The organism is Candidatus Leptovillus gracilis, assembly GCA_016716065.1.
Classification (GTDB): Bacteria; Chloroflexota; Anaerolineae; order Promineifilales; family Promineifilaceae; genus Leptovillus; species Leptovillus gracilis.
This window is the reverse complement of sequence record JADJXA010000003.1, coordinates 52,004-71,487: the sequence shown is the minus strand read 5'-3', so window position 1 is coordinate 71,487 and position 19,484 is coordinate 52,004. Positions and strand designations below refer to the sequence as shown.

At 57.4% G+C, this 19,484-nt stretch carries 23 protein-coding genes; 11 read left to right on the top strand and 12 right to left on the bottom strand.

Annotation, left to right across the window (positions count from 1 at the left end):
• The first annotated feature begins 124 nt into the window (after window positions 1-124).
• Together IPM39_09125 and IPM39_09120 are read left to right on the top strand one after the other, a co-directional pair.
• Entirely contained in the window at window positions 125-3,136 is a 3,012-nt protein-coding gene (locus tag IPM39_09125) for a hypothetical protein (protein ID MBK8986228.1), read from the top strand.
• 369 nt (window positions 3,137-3,505) lie between these two features.
• Window positions 3,506-3,874, top strand: coding sequence for a hypothetical protein (locus IPM39_09120; GenBank protein MBK8986227.1), 369 nt, complete (start codon window positions 3,506-3,508; stop codon window positions 3,872-3,874).
• 63 nt (window positions 3,875-3,937) lie between these two features.
• On the opposite strand, the gene IPM39_09115 is transcribed toward IPM39_09120, so the two are convergent.
• The 6 genes from IPM39_09115 to IPM39_09090 all read right to left on the bottom strand — a co-directional run bounded on the left by IPM39_09115 (window position 3,938) and on the right by IPM39_09090 (window position 5,882).
• Entirely contained in the window at window positions 3,938-4,156 is a 219-nt protein-coding gene (locus IPM39_09115) for a hypothetical protein (protein ID MBK8986226.1), read from the bottom strand.
• Window positions 4,122-4,283, bottom strand: a complete 162-nt coding sequence (locus tag IPM39_09110; GenBank protein ID MBK8986225.1) for a hypothetical protein — start codon at window positions 4,281-4,283, stop codon at window positions 4,122-4,124. Before IPM39_09110 ends, IPM39_09115 begins: the two co-directional genes overlap by 35 nt.
• 55 nt (window positions 4,284-4,338) lie before the next feature.
• Window positions 4,339-4,551, bottom strand: coding sequence for a hypothetical protein (locus tag IPM39_09105; GenBank protein ID MBK8986224.1), 213 nt, complete (start codon window positions 4,549-4,551; stop codon window positions 4,339-4,341).
• Window positions 4,535-4,744 carry a DUF551 domain-containing protein gene (locus tag IPM39_09100; GenBank protein MBK8986223.1) on the bottom strand — a complete coding sequence of 70 codons (210 nt, stop codon included), beginning with the start codon at window positions 4,742-4,744 and terminating at the stop codon, window positions 4,535-4,537. The genes IPM39_09105 and IPM39_09100 overlap by 17 nt, the downstream gene beginning before the upstream one ends.
• Window positions 4,745-4,870: 126 nt before the next feature.
• Window positions 4,871-5,074 (bottom strand): hypothetical protein, encoded by a 204-nt coding sequence (locus tag IPM39_09095; protein MBK8986222.1) that lies wholly within the window; start codon window positions 5,072-5,074, stop codon window positions 4,871-4,873.
• 67 nt (window positions 5,075-5,141) lie between these two features.
• Window positions 5,142-5,882, bottom strand: coding sequence for an IS4 family transposase (locus IPM39_09090; protein ID MBK8986221.1), 741 nt, complete (start codon window positions 5,880-5,882; stop codon window positions 5,142-5,144).
• 88 nt (window positions 5,883-5,970) lie between these two features.
• Between IPM39_09090 and IPM39_09085 the strand changes: the two genes are divergently transcribed.
• Together IPM39_09085 and IPM39_09080 are read left to right on the top strand one after the other, a co-directional pair.
• Window positions 5,971-6,750: an IS3 family transposase gene (locus tag IPM39_09085; protein MBK8986220.1), complete on the top strand. Its 780-nt coding sequence runs from the start codon at window positions 5,971-5,973 to the stop codon at window positions 6,748-6,750.
• Window positions 6,743-7,090 carry a DDE-type integrase/transposase/recombinase gene (locus IPM39_09080; GenBank protein ID MBK8986219.1) on the top strand — a complete coding sequence of 116 codons (348 nt, stop codon included), beginning with the start codon at window positions 6,743-6,745 and terminating at the stop codon, window positions 7,088-7,090. The genes IPM39_09085 and IPM39_09080 overlap by 8 nt, the downstream gene beginning before the upstream one ends.
• Window positions 7,091-7,454: 364 nt before the next feature.
• Here the strand turns inward: IPM39_09080 and IPM39_09075 are convergent, their stop codons facing one another.
• The 4 genes from IPM39_09075 to IPM39_09060 all read right to left on the bottom strand — a co-directional run bounded on the left by IPM39_09075 (window position 7,455) and on the right by IPM39_09060 (window position 8,748).
• Entirely contained in the window at window positions 7,455-7,901 is a 447-nt protein-coding gene (locus IPM39_09075; protein ID MBK8986218.1) for a transposase, read from the bottom strand.
• 126 nt (window positions 7,902-8,027) lie between these two features.
• Window positions 8,028-8,231 (bottom strand): hypothetical protein, encoded by a 204-nt coding sequence (locus IPM39_09070; protein ID MBK8986217.1) that lies wholly within the window; start codon window positions 8,229-8,231, stop codon window positions 8,028-8,030.
• Between the two features lie 9 nt (window positions 8,232-8,240).
• A complete protein-coding gene (locus IPM39_09065) occupies window positions 8,241-8,456 on the bottom strand; it encodes a hypothetical protein (protein MBK8986216.1) in 216 nt (71 codons plus the stop codon).
• A gap of 10 nt (window positions 8,457-8,466) precedes the next feature.
• Window positions 8,467-8,748, bottom strand: coding sequence for a transposase (locus IPM39_09060; GenBank protein MBK8986215.1), 282 nt, complete (start codon window positions 8,746-8,748; stop codon window positions 8,467-8,469).
• Window positions 8,749-8,970: 222 nt separating this feature from the next.
• Here IPM39_09060 and IPM39_09055 point away from each other — a divergent pair, with 222 nt between their 5' ends.
• The 7 genes from IPM39_09055 (at window position 8,971) to IPM39_09025 (ending at window position 17,137) form a co-directional block, all read left to right on the top strand.
• Entirely contained in the window at window positions 8,971-9,321 is a 351-nt protein-coding gene (locus tag IPM39_09055) for a hypothetical protein (protein ID MBK8986214.1), read from the top strand.
• A 611-nt stretch (window positions 9,322-9,932) separates the two neighbouring features.
• Window positions 9,933-11,969 (top strand): O-antigen ligase family protein, encoded by a 2,037-nt coding sequence (locus IPM39_09050; protein MBK8986213.1) that lies wholly within the window; start codon window positions 9,933-9,935, stop codon window positions 11,967-11,969.
• A 67-nt stretch (window positions 11,970-12,036) separates the two neighbouring features.
• Window positions 12,037-13,521, top strand: a complete 1,485-nt coding sequence (locus IPM39_09045) for a hypothetical protein (protein MBK8986212.1) — start codon at window positions 12,037-12,039, stop codon at window positions 13,519-13,521.
• Window positions 13,522-13,531: 10 nt separating this feature from the next.
• Window positions 13,532-13,828: a hypothetical protein gene (locus IPM39_09040; protein MBK8986211.1), complete on the top strand. Its 297-nt coding sequence runs from the start codon at window positions 13,532-13,534 to the stop codon at window positions 13,826-13,828.
• 473 nt (window positions 13,829-14,301) lie between these two features.
• Window positions 14,302-14,964: a Type 1 glutamine amidotransferase-like domain-containing protein gene (locus IPM39_09035; protein MBK8986210.1), complete on the top strand. Its 663-nt coding sequence runs from the start codon at window positions 14,302-14,304 to the stop codon at window positions 14,962-14,964.
• Between the two features lie 200 nt (window positions 14,965-15,164).
• Window positions 15,165-16,757, top strand: a complete 1,593-nt coding sequence (locus tag IPM39_09030) for an aspartate aminotransferase family protein (GenBank protein ID MBK8986209.1) — start codon at window positions 15,165-15,167, stop codon at window positions 16,755-16,757.
• Entirely contained in the window at window positions 16,733-17,137 is a 405-nt protein-coding gene (locus tag IPM39_09025; protein ID MBK8986208.1) for a DUF1801 domain-containing protein, read from the top strand. Before IPM39_09030 ends, IPM39_09025 begins: the two co-directional genes overlap by 25 nt.
• Window positions 17,138-17,467: 330 nt before the next feature.
• Here IPM39_09025 and IPM39_09020 read toward each other — a convergent pair whose 3' ends face one another.
• Window positions 17,468-18,574: a metal ABC transporter permease gene (locus IPM39_09020; GenBank protein MBK8986207.1), complete on the bottom strand. Its 1,107-nt coding sequence runs from the start codon at window positions 18,572-18,574 to the stop codon at window positions 17,468-17,470.
• A complete protein-coding gene (locus tag IPM39_09015) occupies window positions 18,571-19,482 on the bottom strand; it encodes a metal ABC transporter permease (GenBank protein ID MBK8986206.1) in 912 nt (303 codons plus the stop codon). Before IPM39_09015 ends, IPM39_09020 begins: the two co-directional genes overlap by 4 nt.
• Window positions 19,483-19,484: the final 2 nt, after the last annotated feature.

The window sequence follows — 19,484 nt, the reverse complement described above, 5'->3', positions numbered from 1 at the left end:
AACCACCACCCAGACCATGTCTGACGATTGGGAAAGCCCGATAGTAGCCGGGCAGCCATAATCTGAAGTCAGTAAACCGTTCGTCAAGATTTATCTAATCCATACCCAATTTCAAAGAGGAAACATGACACATAAATTACGCTATTTCTTGTTGCTTATCTGCGTTTTTGTTCTGCCTACGGCTACGCGGGCGGCCTGGAGCGAAGCGCCAGCCGCTGAACTGGTTGCGCCGGACAGCCTGATCAATCCCGACGGCACGCTGAACCTGGATGGTTCCTTCCGCGGCGCGCTGGACCTGAGCGGCTATCACGTCACCATAGACCCGCAGCGCGGGCCAATTTTGGATACCAACAACAGCTCGAAAGCATCCCTCGTGGCTGGCGACTGGCGTAATCTGGGCAGCGGCGGCGGGCCGATTCGTGATCTGGTGTGGGCCATAGCCGTAGATGGCGCTACCGTGTACGTGGGTGGCAGTTTTAGAAACGCCAACAGCGATCCCACCGCTGACTACATTGTCAAGTGGGATGGCACGCATTGGAGTGGTTTGGGACAGAACAGCCTCGGCGATGGCGCACTGAGCAGACAAGTAACCGCCCTCGCCATAGATGCGGCGGGTAACCTCTATGCCGGCGGGGACTTCCTCAATGCCGGGGATAACAGCGCCGCCGATTACATTGCTCGCTGGGATGGCGCGAGTTGGTCAGCGATGGGCAGCAACGGCGCGGCCGATGGCGCGTTGAATGGTAATGTGTTTGCTATTGTGACGCAGGGAACGGCCGTCTACATTGGCGGGCAGTTCACAAACATCAACAATAATGGCGTACCCTTGCCAGAGGCTGACTACCTCGCCCGATGGGACGGGAGCCTCTGGAGCGCCGTGGGCCATAACGGTTCCGGTGATGGCTCGTTGAACGCCTTCGTGAGAACGCTGGCTATCAGTGGCAGCGATTTATATATCGGCGGCGCATTTTCCAATGTAACCGACAACGGCGTAACGCTAACCGCCGCCGATTACATTGCCCGATGGGACGGCGCGAACTGGCATGAATTGGGCAGCAATGGCGCCGCGAATGGCGCTCTGAATCATAGCGTCTCGGCTATTGCCCTGGGCGGTGGGGGTGAACTGTATGTGGGCGGCAGGTTTACCAATGTCAACAACAACGGCGTCGTCCTCCCTACGGCCGACTACATTGCCCGTTGGGATGGCGCGGATTGGAACGCCCTGGGTGACAATGGCGCGGGCACAGGATCGCTCAATAGCGACGTGTATTCATTACTCGTGATGGGCAGCGACTTGTATCTGGGCGGTAACTTCACCGACGTCAACAACCAGGGAACGATTCTGACGGCCGCCGACTACCTCGTTCGGTGGGACGGCGCGAACTGGCATGAATTGGGCAGTGATGGCAGCGCGGATGGGGCGCTGCTGAGTAGTATCCATGCCCTGGCGGCGAATGGGACGACGCTGTATGCCGGGGGCAATTTCCCTTACGTGGAAAACAACGCCGGCGAGATGATCACGGCGGCCTCGTCTCTGGCGCAGTGGGATGGCGCGGATTGGTCGGCGATGGACCAGGCCGCGCCGACGAACGGGTCGCTTAACGGGATGGTGTATGCGCTGGCGGTGCAGGGCACGGCCGTTTATGTGGGCGGGGATTTTATGAACGTTATTGACGAGGATGGCGTGGCCTTGCCTGAAGCCGATTTCATCGCCAAATGGGACGGCGAACACTGGTCGGCGCTGGGCAGCAACGGCGCAGGCGATGGCGCATTGGATCGGTCGGTTGCCTGCCTGGTTATTGGGCCAGATGGGGCGCTGTACGTCGGCGGCAGCTTTACCAACGTCCGCAACGGGGCTGTCTTGCTGTCGGCGGCCGACCACCTTGCCCGGTGGGATGGCGAAAACTGGACGGCCGTTGGCGTTGGCGCAGACGGCAATGGCGCATTGAACAACGTCGTCAACGCCATCGCCTTCGACGGCGACGAGATGATCGTGGGCGGCACGTTTACCAACGTCAACGACAACGGAACTGCCCTGCCGGAAGCCGACTACATCGCCCGATGGGATGGCGCGCATTGGTCGGCCCTGGGCAGCGATGGCGCGGGCAATGGCGTGCTCAATCAGCGCGTCGAAGACATTGCCATCACCGGCGGCGGCGTGTTTGCTGGGGGCTGGTTCACCAACGTCAACAACAACGGTACGCCTTTGCCCGAAGCCGATTATGTCGCCCGGTGGGATCCGCTCGCGGGCAGTTGGTCGGCGTTGAGCAGCGATGGCGCAGGCAATGGCGCGTTGAACAACTATGTATATGCCCTCCAGCCGGATGCCGCCGGAAACCTGTACGTGGGCGGCATGTTTACTAATGCCGGGGGCGTGGCCGAAGCGGATCAGATTGCCCGGTGGGATGGGACTGGTTGGCACGCCCTGGGCAGCAATGGCGCGGGGGATGGGGCGATTGGCGGGGGCAACGTCTATGCCATCGAAATAGATGGCACAGACATCTACGTCGGCGGCTATTTTGCCAACGTGAATTCCGGCGCTGGCCTTATGCTGGAAGCCGACTACATCACCATGTGGGACGGCGTGCAGTGGTCGGCATTGGCCAATAACGGCGCGGGCAATGGTTCCCTGAATGCGTACGCGCGAGCCATTAAGCGTCTGAATGATGACCTGTATGTGGGTGGCGCTTTTGAGGATGTGAACAATAACGGCTTGGTCAACACGACCGCTGACTTTGTGGCCGTCTTCTCGCCGCTGGACATTGCGCCGCCGGTGGTCGAGTCTAGCACCCGCGCCGACGCCAATCCGACCGTCGCGCCCAGCGTGGATTTTGCCGTCACCTTCTCGGAGAAGGTGGTTGGCGTGGACGAGAGCGATTTTGCGCTGACGACAACCGGCAGCCTGACGGGTGCGGTGGTGAGTGTGGTGCGCGGCGCGGGCATGAACTACGTCGTGACGGTTTTCACGGGCACGGGGGCGGGCACGTTGCGCCTGGACGTGGTGGATGATGACAGCATTCTGGATATGGCGGGCAATCCGTTGGGCGGGGTTGGCGTGGACAACGGCAGTTTCACTGGTGGGGAAGTATATGACGTGCGGCTTTATGCACTCTACCTGCCGTTGATTCTCAGGTGAGAAAGAAATTTATTACAGAGATAGGCCTGTGGGTAACAAACCCGCCATATGAGGCAGGCTCTCGAGTGCATACGAGAAATTTTCGGGACTTTTTGACATATTTACGCTTTCCATACTCGAGAGGTTGCCCCATATGGTTACCCGTGGGCCAAATATGACCTGTTTCATGTGGCCGGGTGTCTTGCTCCCAAAAGGCCAAACAGCGCATCAACCGATCGGTTGATGTGGTCGCTCCCAGTCGGTTGACCGCATAATCCATCCCTCGATAGCCCAAATTCAATCTCTCGGCGGGTTACTTTCTCCGGGCCAGCTGCTATTCTGTAGCCATTGAACACAAACCTAATAGTCAGAATCAGACAGGAGAATGTCATGAAACAGGAAACAGTTGTCAATTCAGAACAGGTCAAAGGGAAACACGAAGTTGGAAAGTGGATGGGAGCGTTTATGGTCCTCTTGGGCGTCATCTTCCTCTTGGGGACGTCCGGGATCACCATCGGGGGGCACAGTCCCTCGATGCTAATAGCCTTGTTGCCCATTTATTTGATCGGCGTATCGGCTTATAGGCGCTACAAGGTAGACGGCCGCCTCACCCGCCGTGTCTTCAGCATTGCCGTTTTCGCCGTGCTGCCCTTCGCTTACATGGTCGCGATGGCGCTGGGCTACAGTGTCTCAGGCCTGTGGCCTCTAGGCGTCATTGTCGTTGGCGTTTCATTCATCTTGTTTCGCGGCAGCAAATAGAGCTAAAGCTTGAAAAGAGGGTACGATGTCACAGGTTGTTGAAGTACGAAATCTACACAAGGCTTACGATGGAGTTGCGGCCGTGGATGATGTTTCCTTCAACGTGCCGATGCCCAGTTCCAGGACACGCAGCGACGGCCGTGCTCCGGCAGTGCGGACGGCCGTGTCCAACACCTCACCATAACCGACGAAGGGGAAATCCTGGCCGCCGGCGGCGACGGCCGTATCATACTGCGCCGCCCAGTCGTCAAACAGCGTCACGCGGTTTGCTTGCTGCGCCATCGTCCCTCGCCAAAACGCGGTCCATCGTGCCCTGTTTCCATTCGGCCAACCAATCGAGCAGCGCCAGATTGCGCTCCTGCAACCACCACCAGCAGCCAACAAACGCCCCGGCAGCTTCTGGCGGCACACGTCGCCACTGGCTTGCAGCCGCTGCCGCCGATACTCGTCGCCACAGTCGCCGATCAACTGAAACAGGTCACGCGAGCGAGCATGGAGGGCATCCAGCCGCGCCCACTCCTCAGCGTCCCACTGGAAGCGAACACGCGGATATTTCCCGCTCTATATTCAGCCACCACCAGCCCGTTTTTCTTGTTGCGGATAGGGCAAACGGCCGTTGTCCGGGTTGCTGCCTGTCCGTGGAGCGGGTAAGTCAGCGCCTCAGCTAGGGCGCTCATGGTCTTCTGGGGGTTGCAATGGCCGCCAGTGGGTTACCTGGTTGGCGCGGATGAGTTCCATGCCCGGCGTCATCCAGTTGCCGTCAATCCACATCGCCACCCGATAGTTTACCTCGCCCTCCGGGACAAAGATCAGGACGTCTATTTCAGCTTCTGGTAAGTTCTCGGTTACGCGAATCCAGTCAGTTTTCATAGGTGTACCTCGACGAAAGATGATTTACCGGCCGCCTGGAGACGGGACGGGCAGACCCTCTGCCCCGCCTGGCGGCCACTCTGTTTCCCTGCGATTATAACAAAGGAGGTGGGCGACGGCCGTTTCTCATACTTCACCCAACCCCGGGCAATCGTGGGCAAAAGCCACCAGCAGCGTCGCGTAGCCGGCGGGTGCAGGTCGTTTCGCTGACAAAAAGACCTGGTTGGCTGACGCGCCGCCAGGGGCTAAGCGATGGCCGCCGGCCGCTGCCCGTTCCTCGGCTTCTTGGATATGACGTTGTAATTCGGCCCGTTCTCGTTCGTTCTCCATGAATGTCTGCCTTGTTGTAGTCGGATGACGGCCGGTGGGAATGGTCAATTGTCAATGGTTAATGGTCCTATCTATTACCCACAAGTTGGGTTTGTTCTTTAACAAGATACCAGGTGGCGGCTATATCCTGCAATCTTTGCCAGCCGCGCCAGATAACAACGATACCTGGTTCACCATCTCCCTTGCGGCCCAGAAAACCACCCAGTTGCGCAATCCAGCGCACAGCTTGACGGACGGTGGGTACAGTTTGAGGCAATTGTGTCGTTTTGTTGATACGCATGTAAAGGCTCTCCCACTCGGGGGTCGTGAGAATGACGGTGCAGGGCAAGTTTGGTTCAGCACGGTTGATGTAGGTGAGCCATAACAGGCGCCAGGCAACGACACTCATGAGGGCAATGTAGTTCTGTAGTCGGTCAGCCGTTTTGAGTCGGCAATCTTCCACAGTACAGCCCGACTTGATGACTTTGTGATAAATCTCGATTTGCCAGCGGCAACAATACCATTGCACCACTTGCAAGGCATCGGCAAAGGTGTCCACTGGCGTGTTGGTGAGCAGCAACCATTCAATCGGCTCATCTACCTCATCGGGGGGTGTATCTTCCCGCACTAGAATGGCATTCAGGGTGACAACCGGCAATTTTATCTGGTTCGGCCGCCAGGGTGGTTTGAGTTTTACCTGAGTAAATCGAACGGAAACCGTGGCAGTGCGAGCGGCTCGGTTTTGGTTGGGGGTGATATGCACGTCCAGATAACCGGCAACAGCTTTACATTCGACAGTCGGCCAGAGTTTACCCGCTTCGCTGTCCACTAAAGCGCGGTTGGTTGAAGTGGGGTTCCCCCAAAAAAGTGGACACATACAAGAGACAAATTGAGTACACTTGTTTTGGAGGTAACCAATGAAAAAACAAATGCGAGAATACCCAGAGGTATTCAAAGAACAAGCGGTCAGCCTACTGCGTAGCAGTGGTCGCTCCGCCGCAGATATTGAACGGGAACTGGGCATTACACCAGGGTTGCTGTCTCGCTGGAACCGCTTGAAAGCCAAAGCGGCCGGCGAGGTCATCGCACCTCGGTCGAATCGTTTCCTGGCCGAAGAGCCATTGGCCGAGCAGGTCAAGCAGCTTGAGCGGGAAAACGCCCGCTTACGGCAGGAAAAAGAAATCCTAAAAAAGCAGTGGCATCGCTTCGGCTCCGCTCAGCACAGGCTTCACGCACCCAAACCAGTGAGATATGATTTCGTGGAACGGCATCGTTCAGAATTCGAGGTAAGTCTTATGTGTGACCTGTTACAGATTTCCCGCAGCGGATATTATGACTGGCGGACGCGGCCCATCAGTCAGCGGGAGATGGCCAATCAACACCTGCTGGACAAAATCAAAGCGGCTTATGAAGCGAATCGTGGTTGTTACGGTAGCCCGCGCATTTACCACGAGATCAAAGATGAAATACCGTGCAGCGTGAACCGGGTGGCACGCTTGATGCGGCAACATGGTATCCGGGGCAAACAGTCTAAACGGTACAAAACGACAACCCAGCAAAATAAGAACCATCCTGCTGCCCCCAATCACCTGGCCCAGGATTTCCAGCGCCAGCCAGCCAGCGGAAAAGTGGTGCGGGGATATCACCTCAGCACGTTTGGACGGCGCCGGCTGGTTGTACCTGGCCGTGGTGATTGACCTCTATTCTCGCCGTATCGTGGGTTGGGCGATGAATGCCCGGATGACTGGGCAATTGGTCAGAGAGGCCTTTCAGATGGCCTGGCGGCAGTGTCAGCCCCAAGCAGGCCTTCTGTTTCACTCCGACCGCGGCAGCCAATACACCAGCCATGAGTTTCAACGATTACTTCAGGCTTGTCAGGTCAAGGCGAGCATGAGTGGCACTGGCAATTGCTATGACAACGCCGTGGCCGAAAGCTTCTTTAGTGCCCTGAAAATGGAGTTGATTTATCAAACGGTTTATCTCAACCGAGAGGAGGCGATGACAGATATATTCTTTTACATCGAAGGCTTTCTATAATCGACAGCGTCGGCACTCTGCGTTAGGCTACGTGAGTCCGCAAGCCTACGAAGCCAGTTATCAAAAACAGGCGTTAGCGGTATGACCATTATCTGTGTCTACTAAAACGGGGGAACCCCAATCACAATTTGCGCTCTTTCTGCGGGCACTATATCATCTCGGCTTTCAGCCACGGGTTTCCTCCTTTTGCATAAGCGGCTCAGCAGGCTGTCGGAAAATATCTTCTGAAGGCCGATGATAGACAAATAACGATTTCAAGCATCAAGACAAGCAGTTTGCAACTCATATTGGCCTCATTACCATGAATTTTGCACGGTTTTACAGCCCGTTTTTCGGGCATCAGGCAGGGGCAATAACGCCCCCATCAACCAACCTGCAAGGTATGCAATCGTTTCAAGTTGTAAGCCAGACAAACCAATGTCCATTCGCCACCGGCAGCAACCAGGCCTCGCAGAGAAAACCGGCAAACCCAAGGTTTCCTTACGATACCGATAACCGGTTCAACCGTCGATTTGCGCAAACGGTAGGTGGCTTTGCCGGGTGGTCTGCAGTTTGTAAGCCATTTGCTCTTTGACGGAAGCATCATTGGGTGGCGGGTTGGGATTGTCCAGGAAAAAGGGACGCCAACCCTGATGGTGTGGGCTGCGACCGGTGGCGATGCAGGGTCAATGCCGCGCGCTTCCAAGCTGGCGATGTTGTTTTCGCTGAAATAGCCGGTGTCCAAATTGACCTTTTTCGGCCGACCCACGACTGGTGGTACGGTGTCGAGAGTTGGCAGGGCGGCCTGTTTATCGTTGGTATGGTCACACAACCAATGCCCACTACCAGACGACTGTCATGGTCAACCACTACCTGGACGTTATAATGTTGGTCAAAGCCGCTGTTGGTGGCCTTTTCATGATGCGCGATTCGGGGGTCGGTGAAGTTGTACTGGTCTTTATCTCTGGGTCCTGGAGTGGGTGGCTGCGGTGGTTTGCCCGGCGGCTTTTTTCCCCCTGGGGTCGGTCTTTTCGGCCCGGCTTGCATCTTGGCCTCGTATTCGGCTTGCTCGGCTTTCATACCGGGCCTGGGCGCGTTCCTCCAGCACCTTCTTGGCTTCGGGCCAGCCGCGCCAATTGCTGCTGGCGTCGGGCAATCTCATCGGGAATGTTCATCTCTTCGGGCAGTTGTCCTCCATCGGCAACTTCAGCCAAAGTGAACAACCCTCGACTTCGGCTTGCAGATAGGCTTCGATAGCCAACAGCCGCTGGTAACTGACCGCTTTGCTCTTGGACGCATCGGCATGGATTTTGCTGCCACCCAGACTGACGTTACCCAATTGCAAATAGCCCATCGCCTGGGCAATCAATGGTATCTGGACAAACAACTCTTTCAGTTCAGCCAGAAAATTGTTGGCGAAAGCCCAACGTCTCTAAGGTCGGGGTGCTGTCACCGGTAATGAAACGAAAGGGAATCACCTCATGGGTGGCGCGTTCAATCTTAGCGAACTGAATACGCCGGCTGGCATAGCGGCAGAACAGCAATCCCAACATCACTTCCGGGGCGTATGGTGGCGCACTCCGCTCACTATACTTTCTATACATGATCCCCAAATCAAGTTGGGCGACGACAGCGACAATGAAGCGAGCCAAATGGTCAGGTGGCAGGACATCGCGCAAGGTGTTTGCAGGTCCAGGTCTTTCGTAATCAGCAGTTCTGAATTTTCTTGCCATACCCAAAGTTTACACCGAAATCATTTTTGTTCGGAGAAACGTATCTTCTCCGACAAGCTGCTAGATGAACCATTCCGCTGGTGTTCTCGCCAGTACGTTACCCCGTTTGGTGGCTATGGTTCCGGCAGCCCCAGAGAGACAGACTATGAATGGCTACGGCCGTTCGACGTGGCCGAGCGTTACCGGGGTCAACTCTACGTCCTCATCGGTCCGGATACATTTTCCGGCGCGATCACTCTAGCGACCGCCCTGCAAGACAGCGGCCGGGCGCAGCTCATCGGCGAAGAAACCCTGGATACCGCTTCCTACTGCGCCAACGTTCCCACAGAAATGCTGCCCTTGCCCCGCACCGGCCTGCCGTACCAATCTTCCCGAATGTGCCTGGTTCGCCCCAACGGCCGGTTGAGCGATGAGGGGGTTATGCCCGACATCATCGTGCCCACCACGCTGGCCGACCAGATTGCCGGCCGTGATCCGGTCCTGTCCCATACGCTGGATATGATTCGGCGCGGGCCGTAGCCGCCAAAGCCATCACCCACCGCCGCTCTATACCATCAGCCTATAACAGCCATAGACATTGTTCCCTCCATCCGCCTCGCTGCCGCCGGTGGGGACGCTGGTTTCTGTGTCCACCTACGCCCCGAGGCGATACGTTCCGACCGCGCCGAAGGTGGGTGTTTTTGCATATCCCACCCAAAAGGTATATTCCCGCGTATCTCAGTCGAATGGAACAGATCGAAGGAATTGTCGCCATTAATTAGCCGCGTCAGGCTAAAGTCTTGGAACCAAACGAGTTGTCTGTAGAACAGATTTGCGACTCAGTGTAACATCTGAACCAAAACACTATATGACCGTCTCGCGGTCTTGCTGCTTAACGGCCCCAAAGACACAAATATACGTATCAGCCGAACGGTGACAAAGAGTGGTTGTGCCAAATAACAGCTTCGTTTAAGATTAATGATGAAAAAGGGAATTGTGACAAGATAATCTTCTCATCCCCATACTCAAATCATCGTTGTCCCTATCACCAACTTCTACACAACTAAATGAAAAATCCCGAAAAAACGATTGTCCCAGCAGTCGTATCATCCCGCTTGAAAATGGCGCAGGATGCCGGATGGCTTCTACTAGTGATTTTGGTTCCGCTTTGGGTCAACTTATGGGGGCAACAGCCCTTTGAACTGCCCAAAGCAGCGCTGCTCAGAACGTTGGTCTGGCTGCTGACAGGTTTATTCCTTGTTGAATATGCCGTGACCGGGCGTTCGCTGCGGCGCGCCTGGCACACCAACCCCCTTTCAGGAGCAGTCGCACTGCTGGCATGGGTGCTAGTTGTCACGACGGTAACGGCCGTTAATTGGCGTCTCAGTTTGTGGGGCAGCTATGAGCGCGGCCAGGGAACCATCACCCTACTCACCTACCTCCTCTTGTTTTTGCTGGCTGCCGAACAGTTCACCACCCTATCCCGCGCCAGGCAGTTGATTAGAACACTAGTCACGGCCAGTGGGCTGCTCATCCTGCTCAGCCTGGGGCAGGCGCTGGGCTGGAATCCGTTCGGCCTGGTCAGCGACGCCCGCTCACCCATTTACGCTGCCTTAGGCCGTGCCAACTTTGTCGGCGCGTACCTGGCCCTGATGGTTCCGTTGACGCTGGCGCTGCTGCTCACCACACCCCAACGTCGCTGGCGCGTGCTCTGGTCGGCGCTGTTTATAGGCCAGATTGTGGTGATCGGGCTGACGTTGGCGCGCAGCGCCTGGCTGGCAACGGCCGTTTCCCTCTCCCTCTTCCTCCTGCTCTGCTATGGACCTCGGCTGGCGCGGCGCTGGCGGCGGCTGGCCTGGGGCGGCGTCGCCCTGCTTTTTATCAGCGGGCCGCTGACTGTGTTTTGGTTGGGCCAGCAGCAGGCTGGCTCCACAGCCGCCCGCCTGTCCATCTGGCAGGGCACCGTGGAATTGATTCGGCAACGGCCGTTACTCGGTTACGGCGCCGACTCCCTGGGATTGGTTTTCCCGCGCGTTTACCCGCCGGAACTCGTCTATTTTCAGGGGCGCGATTTCTTCGTCGATCGAGCGCACAATCTCTTGCTGGATTGGGCCATAACTGCCGGACTGCCCGGTTTGCTGGCCTTTGGCCTGCTGCTGCTCCTGTTTGTCATCGTCAGCGTGAAGGCGCTGCGCCGGCCACTGCCGCCAGCGCAGCGGGCGCTGCTGGCGGCGATTTTAGCGGCCATGCTGGGCAATGTCGCTAACAATCTGACAAGTTTCGATGTCACCCCCACGGCTATGGCAACCTGGCTGCTGCTGGGGATGGGTGTGGCTCTGGCCGCGCCGCCGCCTGCGCAGTCGGAAGTTGTGGTGGGGCAACGGCCGTTTCGTCAATGGGCGCTCGGCGGGCTGCTGGTGGTGGGGGTGGGAACGGCCGTCTGGCTGCTAAACGGCCGTCCTCTGCTGGCCGACATCGCCAACCGTTCCTCCCAGCGCTACGCGCAGATGGGCGACTGGGAAGCGTCTGTTGCCTCTGCGGGACAAGCCGCCGCCTATTGGCCGGACGAACCCGCCCATCACCTGCGTCTCAGCCAGGCTTACTGGCAGCAAGCCGCCGCCAATCCGGCTGACGCCGCAAACTGGTGGGTGCAGGCGGAAACCAGCCTGCTGACCGCGCGACAGTTGCGCCCGGACGATCCGGTCCTCTGGCGGCAAACGGCCCAATTCTACGAATCGGCCGCCGGGCAGTTTGGCCTGGATGTTCACCAGTTGGCGGATATGGCCTACCAGCAAGCCGCCGCCTTGTCGCCCAATCAGGCGGCCATCTACATGGCCTGGGGCCAGTTTCACCTGGAGCGAGGCGATGCGGAAACGGCCGCGCCGCTGCTGCGGCAAGCCGTCATCCTGGATGGCACTTATGGCGAAGCCTACATCTATCTGGGCGCGGCAGAGATGGCTTTGGGGCGGTTGGAAGAGGCGCTGGCCGATTACCGGGAGGCGGTGCGTTTATTGCCGGAGTCTGGCCGGGCTTATGCCGGACTGGCGCACTGTTATTGGCAAATGGGACGCACACCGGAAGCGGAAACGGCCGTTGCCGCCGCCCTACAACACGATCCCCACAATGCACAGGCCATCGCCCTGCGGCAGGCCATCGCCCTGCGGCAGGGTGTCTACAAATCCCCATAGCTGTGCATATGATCAGCGGGCCATCAGGCCCAACTCAATTGCGGAAAACCCGCAAAGGAAGGTAAAGATGAAAACGAAAACAATGTCCATGATTGTCACGAGCATTACCCTTGTGCTGCTGCTGGTTGGCGCGGCCGGGGCGATAGCCCAGCGCCTACCGACAGCTCCGGCGGCGGTGGAGGCTGTCGTAGCCAGCGGTATCAGCTACCAGGGGCGGCTGACCGATCCCGGCGGCACGCCCTTAAACGGCGCGTACACCATGCGTTTTGTGGTCTACAATGCCAGCGTGGCCGGATCTGCGTTGTGGGACAGCGGTAATCTCAACATTGCCGTGGCGAATGGACTGTTCAACGTGAAACTGGGTGTGAGCCAGGCATCCTTTAACGGCCAGGCGCTCTGGTTGAGCATCATCGTGGACGGGCAAACGCTGTCGCCGCGCCAGGAAATCCTGCCCGCGCCCTACGCCCTGAGCCTGCGCCCTGGCGCGACGATTGTTGGCGATGCGCTGGGTGGGGGCGAGGCCGCCCTGTCTGGCGCCGCGCCGGCAACTGGTACGGCGCTGCGGGCCGATGCCAATGGCGGTATGGGCCTCTATGGTTCGAGTACCAACAATTATGGCGTCCGGGGGTCCAGCAGTAACAGTTGGGGCGGCTACTTCAGCAGCAGCGGCGGCCACGGCATTCGCGTGGAGACGAGCGGCACGGATCATTATGATCATGGCGCTTTTGTCACGGCGCAAGGCGGGTATGGCGTACTCGCCCGAAGCGCCACCAATCAGGGTGTGCGCGGCGAGGCCGGTAACGTGGCCGATATTGCCCAGCCGCTGGGTGCGGTAGGGGTGGTGGGTATTGGCTCAAATCGGGGGACGTATGGGGCCAGCGGCGCCGGCATTGGCGTTTATGGCGTGAGCAATTCCAATTATGGCGTGTGGGGGACAAGTTCCACCTATCATGGCGTGACTGGCCGCACCGGTCTGGCGAACAACAATTACGGTTTTTACACGCCGGATAACCTTTATGCGCTCAATTATAATCTCGCTGGCGCCCTGATGCAGGTGATGCAGAATGGTGGGACAGAAGCACTGGCTCCAGGGGAGGTGGTGGTTTTTAGCGGGATTAACCGGTCGGTAACGGCCGTTGACGGACCCATTGTGCAGGTGAGCAGCGCCCACACAGCCAACAGTACGGCTGTGGCGGGGGTGGTCTTCAGCCGCTTCAACATTGACGCTGTGGATCCCGATCTGGAGTTTCCCGACGATACGGCGCAAGAGCGCCTGGCGGAGATGGATGCGACGCCACCGGGCAAAGTCGCACCGGGTGAGTTTTTGCTGGTGGTGGTACAGGGGCCGGCTCTGGTGAAAGCCAGTGCGTTGACCGACAGCATCCAGCCGGGTGACTTGTTGTCTACCGGCGGTATGGGCCTGGCAGGTAAGGCAGCGGTGATGAATGTGGAAGGGATGGAAACGGCCGTTCCCGGCACAGTATTCGGCAAGGCGTTAGAACCGCTCAATGGGACGCAGGAAATGATCTACGTCTACGTCACATTGCAGTAAGGAGGCACAGATGACACAGAAGAAACAGCAAATCATCGTTATGGCTGTGACCCTGCTGCTGTTGGCCTTCGGCGCGGCAGCGCTGGCGCAAACGTCGGCCGGGTTCAACCTGGAGTGGCACGTCATCGGCGGCGGCGGCGGCCAATCCAGTTCGGCCGGCTACCGGGTTCAAGGCACGATTGGGCAAAGCGCCGCCAGTCCACCAACGGCCGGCAGCGCCGGTTATGTCGTCAGCAGCGGCTATTGGTCTGGCAGCACGGGATCGGCAGGCACAACCGTCTACTTGCCGGCGATCCTAAAGAATTAGCGCCTGTCCAGGAGGAAGTTGGGTCACAGAATAGGTATAGGATATCCGTGTGTGACTGGCGTGGCGAGGAGGTTTCTCTGGTGGGGGAATGCCCCGCCAGGCATGGGAGGCTCCCGTTGACGGCCTGTCCTGAGCAGCGCCGAAGGGCTGGCGCGAGTCCTCAGGTGGTTGGCTTGTTAGCTGCGATTGAGATTTTGGCTGACCGCGCCAGCGCGGCTGAACCGGGCGTAGGGCGGGCAGACATAGCAAAGAAAGAATTTCTGAAAAGAAATGGTATTTTCTCCCTTGAAAATGGGAGCGCGGACGTCCCGTCCGCCCCGGCAGGCGAGACGCCTGCGCTCCCAGGGTTTTCATTCGTGGTGGTGAGTGCAGCCCACTCATGAGGTCTCTTGTGTTATTGGAAATGTTGATTGTCGTACAATTCAAGCGGGATGGGCCGTTCGGGCCTCATTCTATTGGCAAGGAGTGTGATCATGAAACTTCTTCTCACTTCCGGGGGTATCACAAACAGCAGCATCCACGATGCGCTGGTCGCCCTGCTGGGCAAGCAGATCGACGAGTGTCACGCCCTCTGCATCCCGACCGCACAGTGGGGGCACCCGATGTGCGGTCCAGCATCGGTGCGAGGCTTCATAGCCGCCGAGACCGAATTCCGATACTTGTCCGGCCTAGGCTGGGCATCGCTCGGTGTCCTCGAACTCACCGCGCTGCCCACCATCGGCATGGAGCGATGGATCCCCTGGCTCCAGGAGGCAGACGTGCTCCTGGTTGACGGCGGCGACGCGACGTACCTGTGCCACTGGATGCGGGAGTCCGGGCTGGCCGATCTGCTGCCTTCGCTGCCCGACACGGTTTGGGTGGGAGTGAGTGCTGGAAGCATGGTGATGACGCCCCGGATCGGAGCTTACTTTGTCGAGTGGCCGTCCGCGCCGGACGACCGCACCCTGGGAGTCGTCAACTTCTCAATCTTCCCGCACCTGGACGCTTTCCCGACGAACACCCTGGCTGACGCAGAGCGGTGGGCGGCCGATATTGGCATCCCGTCCTATGCCATTGACGAACAGACAGCCATAAAGGTTGTTAACGGAACCGTCGAAGTTGTCTCTGAAGGCCATTGGAAGCAGTTTACATCCTAATTGGGTGTGGGAACTTGTTCATTTTGAATGCCAAACGAACGAGAGGCGGCGCAAGATTCCATTTAGCAGGAGAAGGCGAGCAAACACTCTAATGAAAAGCCCAACAGCCGCCCAAAATCCGCTAACGCAATCCGTTGGGCGGCATACTTACTTTGCGCGTCTGTCCCTAAATCGGTCACCATTATTTTAGAGGAGCGAAAATGAACTTTAGCAATCAAACACCTAATCTACGCAATCGGGAAGCGCCGCTAGAAATTCACGGCGACGAATTTCGCAAGCTTGGCCGTCAGCTTGTAGACCAAATCGCAGAATTTCTTGATGAATTACCTCAGCGACCTGTGACAACCGAGGAGTCTCCTCAAGCGATACGGGAGCTGCTAGGCACAGACATCCTGCCTGAGCGCGGTTCGCCCGCCAATGACTTGTTTGGTGAAGTAGCAGACCTACTCTTTGACCACTCGCTGCTCAACGGCCATCCGAGATTCTGGGGATATATTACATCGTCTGCGGCACCCATCGGCGCACTGGCTGATTTATTGGCGGCGGCAATTAACCCAAACGTCGGAGCATCTATACTGTCGCCGATTGCAAGTGAGATTGAAGCCCAGACGATTCGCTGGATTGCTGATCTAATGGGTTACCCAAGAGCCTGCGGCGGACTGCTGGTAAGCGGCGGCAATATGGCAAATTTTGTCTGCTTCCTGGCCGCTCGCAAATCAAAAGTTACATGGGATATTAACAGTGAAGGCTTGTCTGTAGGCAACCAACGTCTCATCGCGTATGTTTCGAAAGAAACCCACACATGGATAGATAAAGCGGCCGAACTCTTCGGTCTGGGCGCAAAATCTATTCGCTGGATTGCCACCAACGCCAATCAGCAGATGGACATGGATGCTCTTGAAAAGCAGATCTTAGCAGACCGCGCGGATAACCACCTGCCTTTCCTCGTCGTCGGCACAGCAGGTACAGTCAGCACGGGTGCAATCGATCCGCTGCCTGAAATTGCGGCCATTTGCAAAAAGTATGATCTATGGTTCCATGTAGATGGTGCGTACGGTGCTCCTGCCGCCGTATTGCCCGAAGCCTCCGCCCAGCTGCTGGGATTGCGCGAAGCGGACTCTATCGCGCTTGATCCACACAAATGGCTGTACAGCCCACTTGAAGCTGGTTGTGCGCTGGTCCGCGATCCTCATCATCTGGTAGAAACCTTCAGTCATCATCCTGCATATTACAACTTCGATGGAACGCAGGATGATCCGCCAATCAACTACTACGAATTCGGTTTACAAAACTCGCGTGGTTTCCGCGCCCTGAAAGTCTGGCTTGGATTGCGTCAGGTAGGGCGAGAAGGCACCATCCAAATGATCAGTGATGACATCGCACTTGCGCAAGCGTTATATAAGATTGTTGGCACATATCCAGAATTGCAGGCTGTAACCCAGAGCCTGAGCATCACAACTTTTCGCTTCGTTCCGCTGGATATGCCGAATGACGTAACGGCCGTTGAAGCTTATTTGAACAAACTCAATGAAGAATTGCTCAATCGCCTGCAAAAAAGCGGCGAGGCTTTTATTTCAAATGCAGTGATCGAAGGCAAATATCTCTTGCGTGCATGTATCGTCAACTTCCGTACAACCTTGTCTGATGTTGAAGCATTACCAGAGATTGTTATGAGACTCGGAAAAAAACTTGATTCCGAAATACGTCCTAAGGAGTTAATAGAGGAAGTGAACTATAATTTGTCTTCAATCAATGCAAGGAGTCAAAAATGGCCGAGATTAAAACGAAGGTGAACGATGCGAGCGTTGAGGAATTTCTGAATGAAGTCGAAGACGAGCAAAAGCGCAAGGATAGCTTTGAGATCGTAAAGATCATGAAGCAGGTGACGAAGGAAGAGCCAAAAATGTGGGGACCTGCCATTATCGGCTTTGGCTCATATCATTACAAGTATGAAAGTGGGCGGGAAGGCGATATGCCGCAGATCGCCTTCTCCCCCCGCAAACAGAACCTCACGCTCTATATTGGGGTAGGCGACAACTCGGACAACCCACTGCTCAAGAAACTTGGTAAATATACAACGGGCAAGGTTTGCTTGTATATTAAGAAACTGGCCGATGTGGACAGGAACGTTTTGCAGGAACTGATTGCCGACTCATTTGCAAGGGCTCCTTGATCTGGGTACGCTGTCATTTTTGAAGGTTTATGGTCGTAGTTCTTTTGCAAAATGGCGGCTGGTTCTCGTGGTATAGGTTTGGCGAGGGGCAAACGGTTTGGAAAGGAAACGGCCGTTCGCTTTTTTCCTGTTTTCTCGTGGCGTAGGCTATGTTGAGAAACGGCCGTTTACATCGCCGTCAATTTCTGGTGGTTGACGTTGTTGGGAGTTGCAAAGGGGTTGGATGGAGAACGGTGGAACCACCTTAACAAAAATGAGTCAATCCATGACAGTCAGATCAAACAGCCAGCCGGAGAATTTGATTGAGACATCATGCCTTCCACCACCAGCCTAATACACCAACGCCTGCTCCGCCAGAGAACGGCCGTTTTCCGTTAACCGCAGCAGCCCATTTTCCCGGCTGATAATCTGCCCCTTCTGCGCCCGCTCCAACACCTGCGCGGCAAATGCGGCCTCCCAACGCAGATGGTCTTGCAAGTGGGCGGCGCTGCACTCCACGGCAGCAACGGCCGTTCCCTCATGATTCAGCAGATGGATGGCCAGCGCTGCCTGGGCAAAGGCCCACTTTTGCCGCTGCCGCCGTCGGGCGATGGCCACGATCCCCCGCTCCGGCGCGAAAACAAAAGCCAACAAAAAGAGCAGCCCGGTCATGGTCGCCATCGCCCCGGCGATGTTGGCGTCCAGGGCGCGCGCCAGCCAGTACCCGCTGATGGCGCTGGCCGCGCCGATTCCGGCCGCCAACGCCAACATCCGTGGCAGGTTGTCGGTCAGTAAATAGGCCGCCGCCGCCGGAGCGATCATCAGAGCGACCACCAGAACAGAACCCACGGCGTCGAAAGCGCCAACGGCCGTTACCGACACAACCCCCATCAACCCGTAATGGATCAAGGCCGGGGAAAAGCCCAATGCCGCCGCCAGGTTGCTGTCAAAAGTCGCCAGCTTCAACTCTTTATAAAACAGGCCGATGAACAGGATATTCAGCAGCAAAATACCGACCATTACCGCCAACGAGCGGGGCAGTTCCAACCCCAAAACGGTTAAACGCTCGAACGGGGCGAAGGCCAGTTCGCCCAACAGCACCGCGTCCACGTCCAGATGCACCCCACTAGCAAACCGGGAGATGAGGATCACCGCCAGACTGAACAGAGCCGGAAAGACCAAGCCGATGGCGGCGTCTTGCCTGACCAACTGCGTTTTGTGCAGCATTTCCACCAAGGCGACAGTGATCAATCCCATCGCCGCCGCGCCAAAAATCAGCAAGGGCGATTCGAGCGATTGGGTCACAAAAAAGGCCAGGACAATGCCCAACAACACCGTATGGCTGATGGCGTCGCTCAGCATCGCCATGCGCCGCAGCACCAGGAAAACGCCGGGCAAGGCGCAAGCCACCGCCACGACCACGGCGATCAATTGAATTTCTAACTGCGCGCTGCTCATCGCCTGCCTCCTCCCGCCTCAATCAGGGCCAGAGGTCGGCGCGTTTGCCGCAATCTGGCCCAGAGCAAACCGCGATTGGCGGCAAAAAAGAGAGAGAAGAGGACGATGGCGCTGGCCACCAGCACCACCACCGGCCCGGTGGAAAGGCCGCGCCCCAGGCTGCTGATCGTCGCCCCCACCACTCCGGCGAAGGCCCCGAACAGCGCCGCCAGGGCCACCATCCAACCCAGGCGATCGGTCCACTGCCGGGCGGCGGCGGCCGGGGCCACAATCATAGCACTCATCAGCACCACCCCCACCGCCTGCAAACCGATGACGATGGCTACCACCAACAGTCCGGTCAACAGCACGTCGAGCAGGCGCACTGGCAGCCCCAGGCTGGCGGCGAAATCAGCGTCAAAGCTGAGCAGCTTGAACTCTTTCCAGAATAGGGCCATCAGCGCCAGCGCCCCGCCGCCAAAAGCGGCCATCACCATCACGTCGCGCATCAGTAAGGTGGCCGCCTGGCCGAAGAGGAAAGTGTTCAGGCCGGCCTGCCGCGCCTGCGGATTTTGCTGCAAAAAGGTGAGCAGCATCAGGCCAAAGCCAAAGAAGGCGGAGAGGATGATACCCAGAGCGCTGTCTTCTTTGATGCGGGTGTAGCGCGTGATGCCCATCATCAACAGCGTGCCGAGCAGACCGGCAGCCGCCGCCCCCAGCAGCAAAACCAGCGGCGACTTGCTGCCGGTGAGCATGTAGGCAATGACGACGCCGGGCAGAGCAGCATGGGAGATGGCGTCGCCGAGCAAGCTCTGGCGGCGCAGCACGGCAAAGGAGCCAAGCGCCCCGCTGACCAACCCCAGGATGGCTGCGCCCAGGGCAACGGTGCGCAGGGTGTAATTGAAAAGGAGATCGGAAAGAATGTCCATTA

What these genes read in the sequence shown, in the direction of transcription:
- IPM39_09125 (MBK8986228.1), top strand. Translation starts at nt 125, where the DNA reads ATGACACATAAATTACGCTATTTCTTGTTGCTTATCTGCGTTTTTGTT.
- IPM39_09120 (MBK8986227.1), top strand. Translation starts at nt 3,506, where the DNA reads ATGAAACAGGAAACAGTTGTCAATTCAGAACAGGTCAAAGGGAAACAC.
- IPM39_09115 (MBK8986226.1), bottom strand. Translation starts at nt 4,156, where the DNA reads ATGGCGCAGCAAGCAAACCGCGTGACGCTGTTTGACGACTGGGCGGCG.
- IPM39_09105 (MBK8986224.1), bottom strand. Translation starts at nt 4,551, where the DNA reads ATGAGCGCCCTAGCTGAGGCGCTGACTTACCCGCTCCACGGACAGGCA.
- IPM39_09100 (MBK8986223.1), bottom strand. Translation starts at nt 4,744, where the DNA reads ATGAAAACTGACTGGATTCGCGTAACCGAGAACTTACCAGAAGCTGAA.
- IPM39_09095 (MBK8986222.1), bottom strand. Translation starts at nt 5,074, where the DNA reads ATGGAGAACGAACGAGAACGGGCCGAATTACAACGTCATATCCAAGAA.
- IPM39_09085 (MBK8986220.1), top strand. Translation starts at nt 5,971, where the DNA reads ATGAAAAAACAAATGCGAGAATACCCAGAGGTATTCAAAGAACAAGCG.
- IPM39_09070 (MBK8986217.1), bottom strand. Translation starts at nt 8,231, where the DNA reads ATGAGATTGCCCGACGCCAGCAGCAATTGGCGCGGCTGGCCCGAAGCC.
- IPM39_09045 (MBK8986212.1), top strand. Translation starts at nt 12,037, where the DNA reads ATGAAAACGAAAACAATGTCCATGATTGTCACGAGCATTACCCTTGTG.
- IPM39_09040 (MBK8986211.1), top strand. Translation starts at nt 13,532, where the DNA reads ATGACACAGAAGAAACAGCAAATCATCGTTATGGCTGTGACCCTGCTG.
- IPM39_09035 (MBK8986210.1), top strand. Translation starts at nt 14,302, where the DNA reads ATGAAACTTCTTCTCACTTCCGGGGGTATCACAAACAGCAGCATCCAC.
- IPM39_09030 (MBK8986209.1), top strand. Translation starts at nt 15,165, where the DNA reads ATGAACTTTAGCAATCAAACACCTAATCTACGCAATCGGGAAGCGCCG.
- IPM39_09025 (MBK8986208.1), top strand. Translation starts at nt 16,733, where the DNA reads ATGGCCGAGATTAAAACGAAGGTGAACGATGCGAGCGTTGAGGAATTT.
- IPM39_09020 (MBK8986207.1), bottom strand. Translation starts at nt 18,574, where the DNA reads ATGAGCAGCGCGCAGTTAGAAATTCAATTGATCGCCGTGGTCGTGGCG.
- IPM39_09015 (MBK8986206.1), bottom strand. Translation starts at nt 19,482, where the DNA reads ATGGACATTCTTTCCGATCTCCTTTTCAATTACACCCTGCGCACCGTT.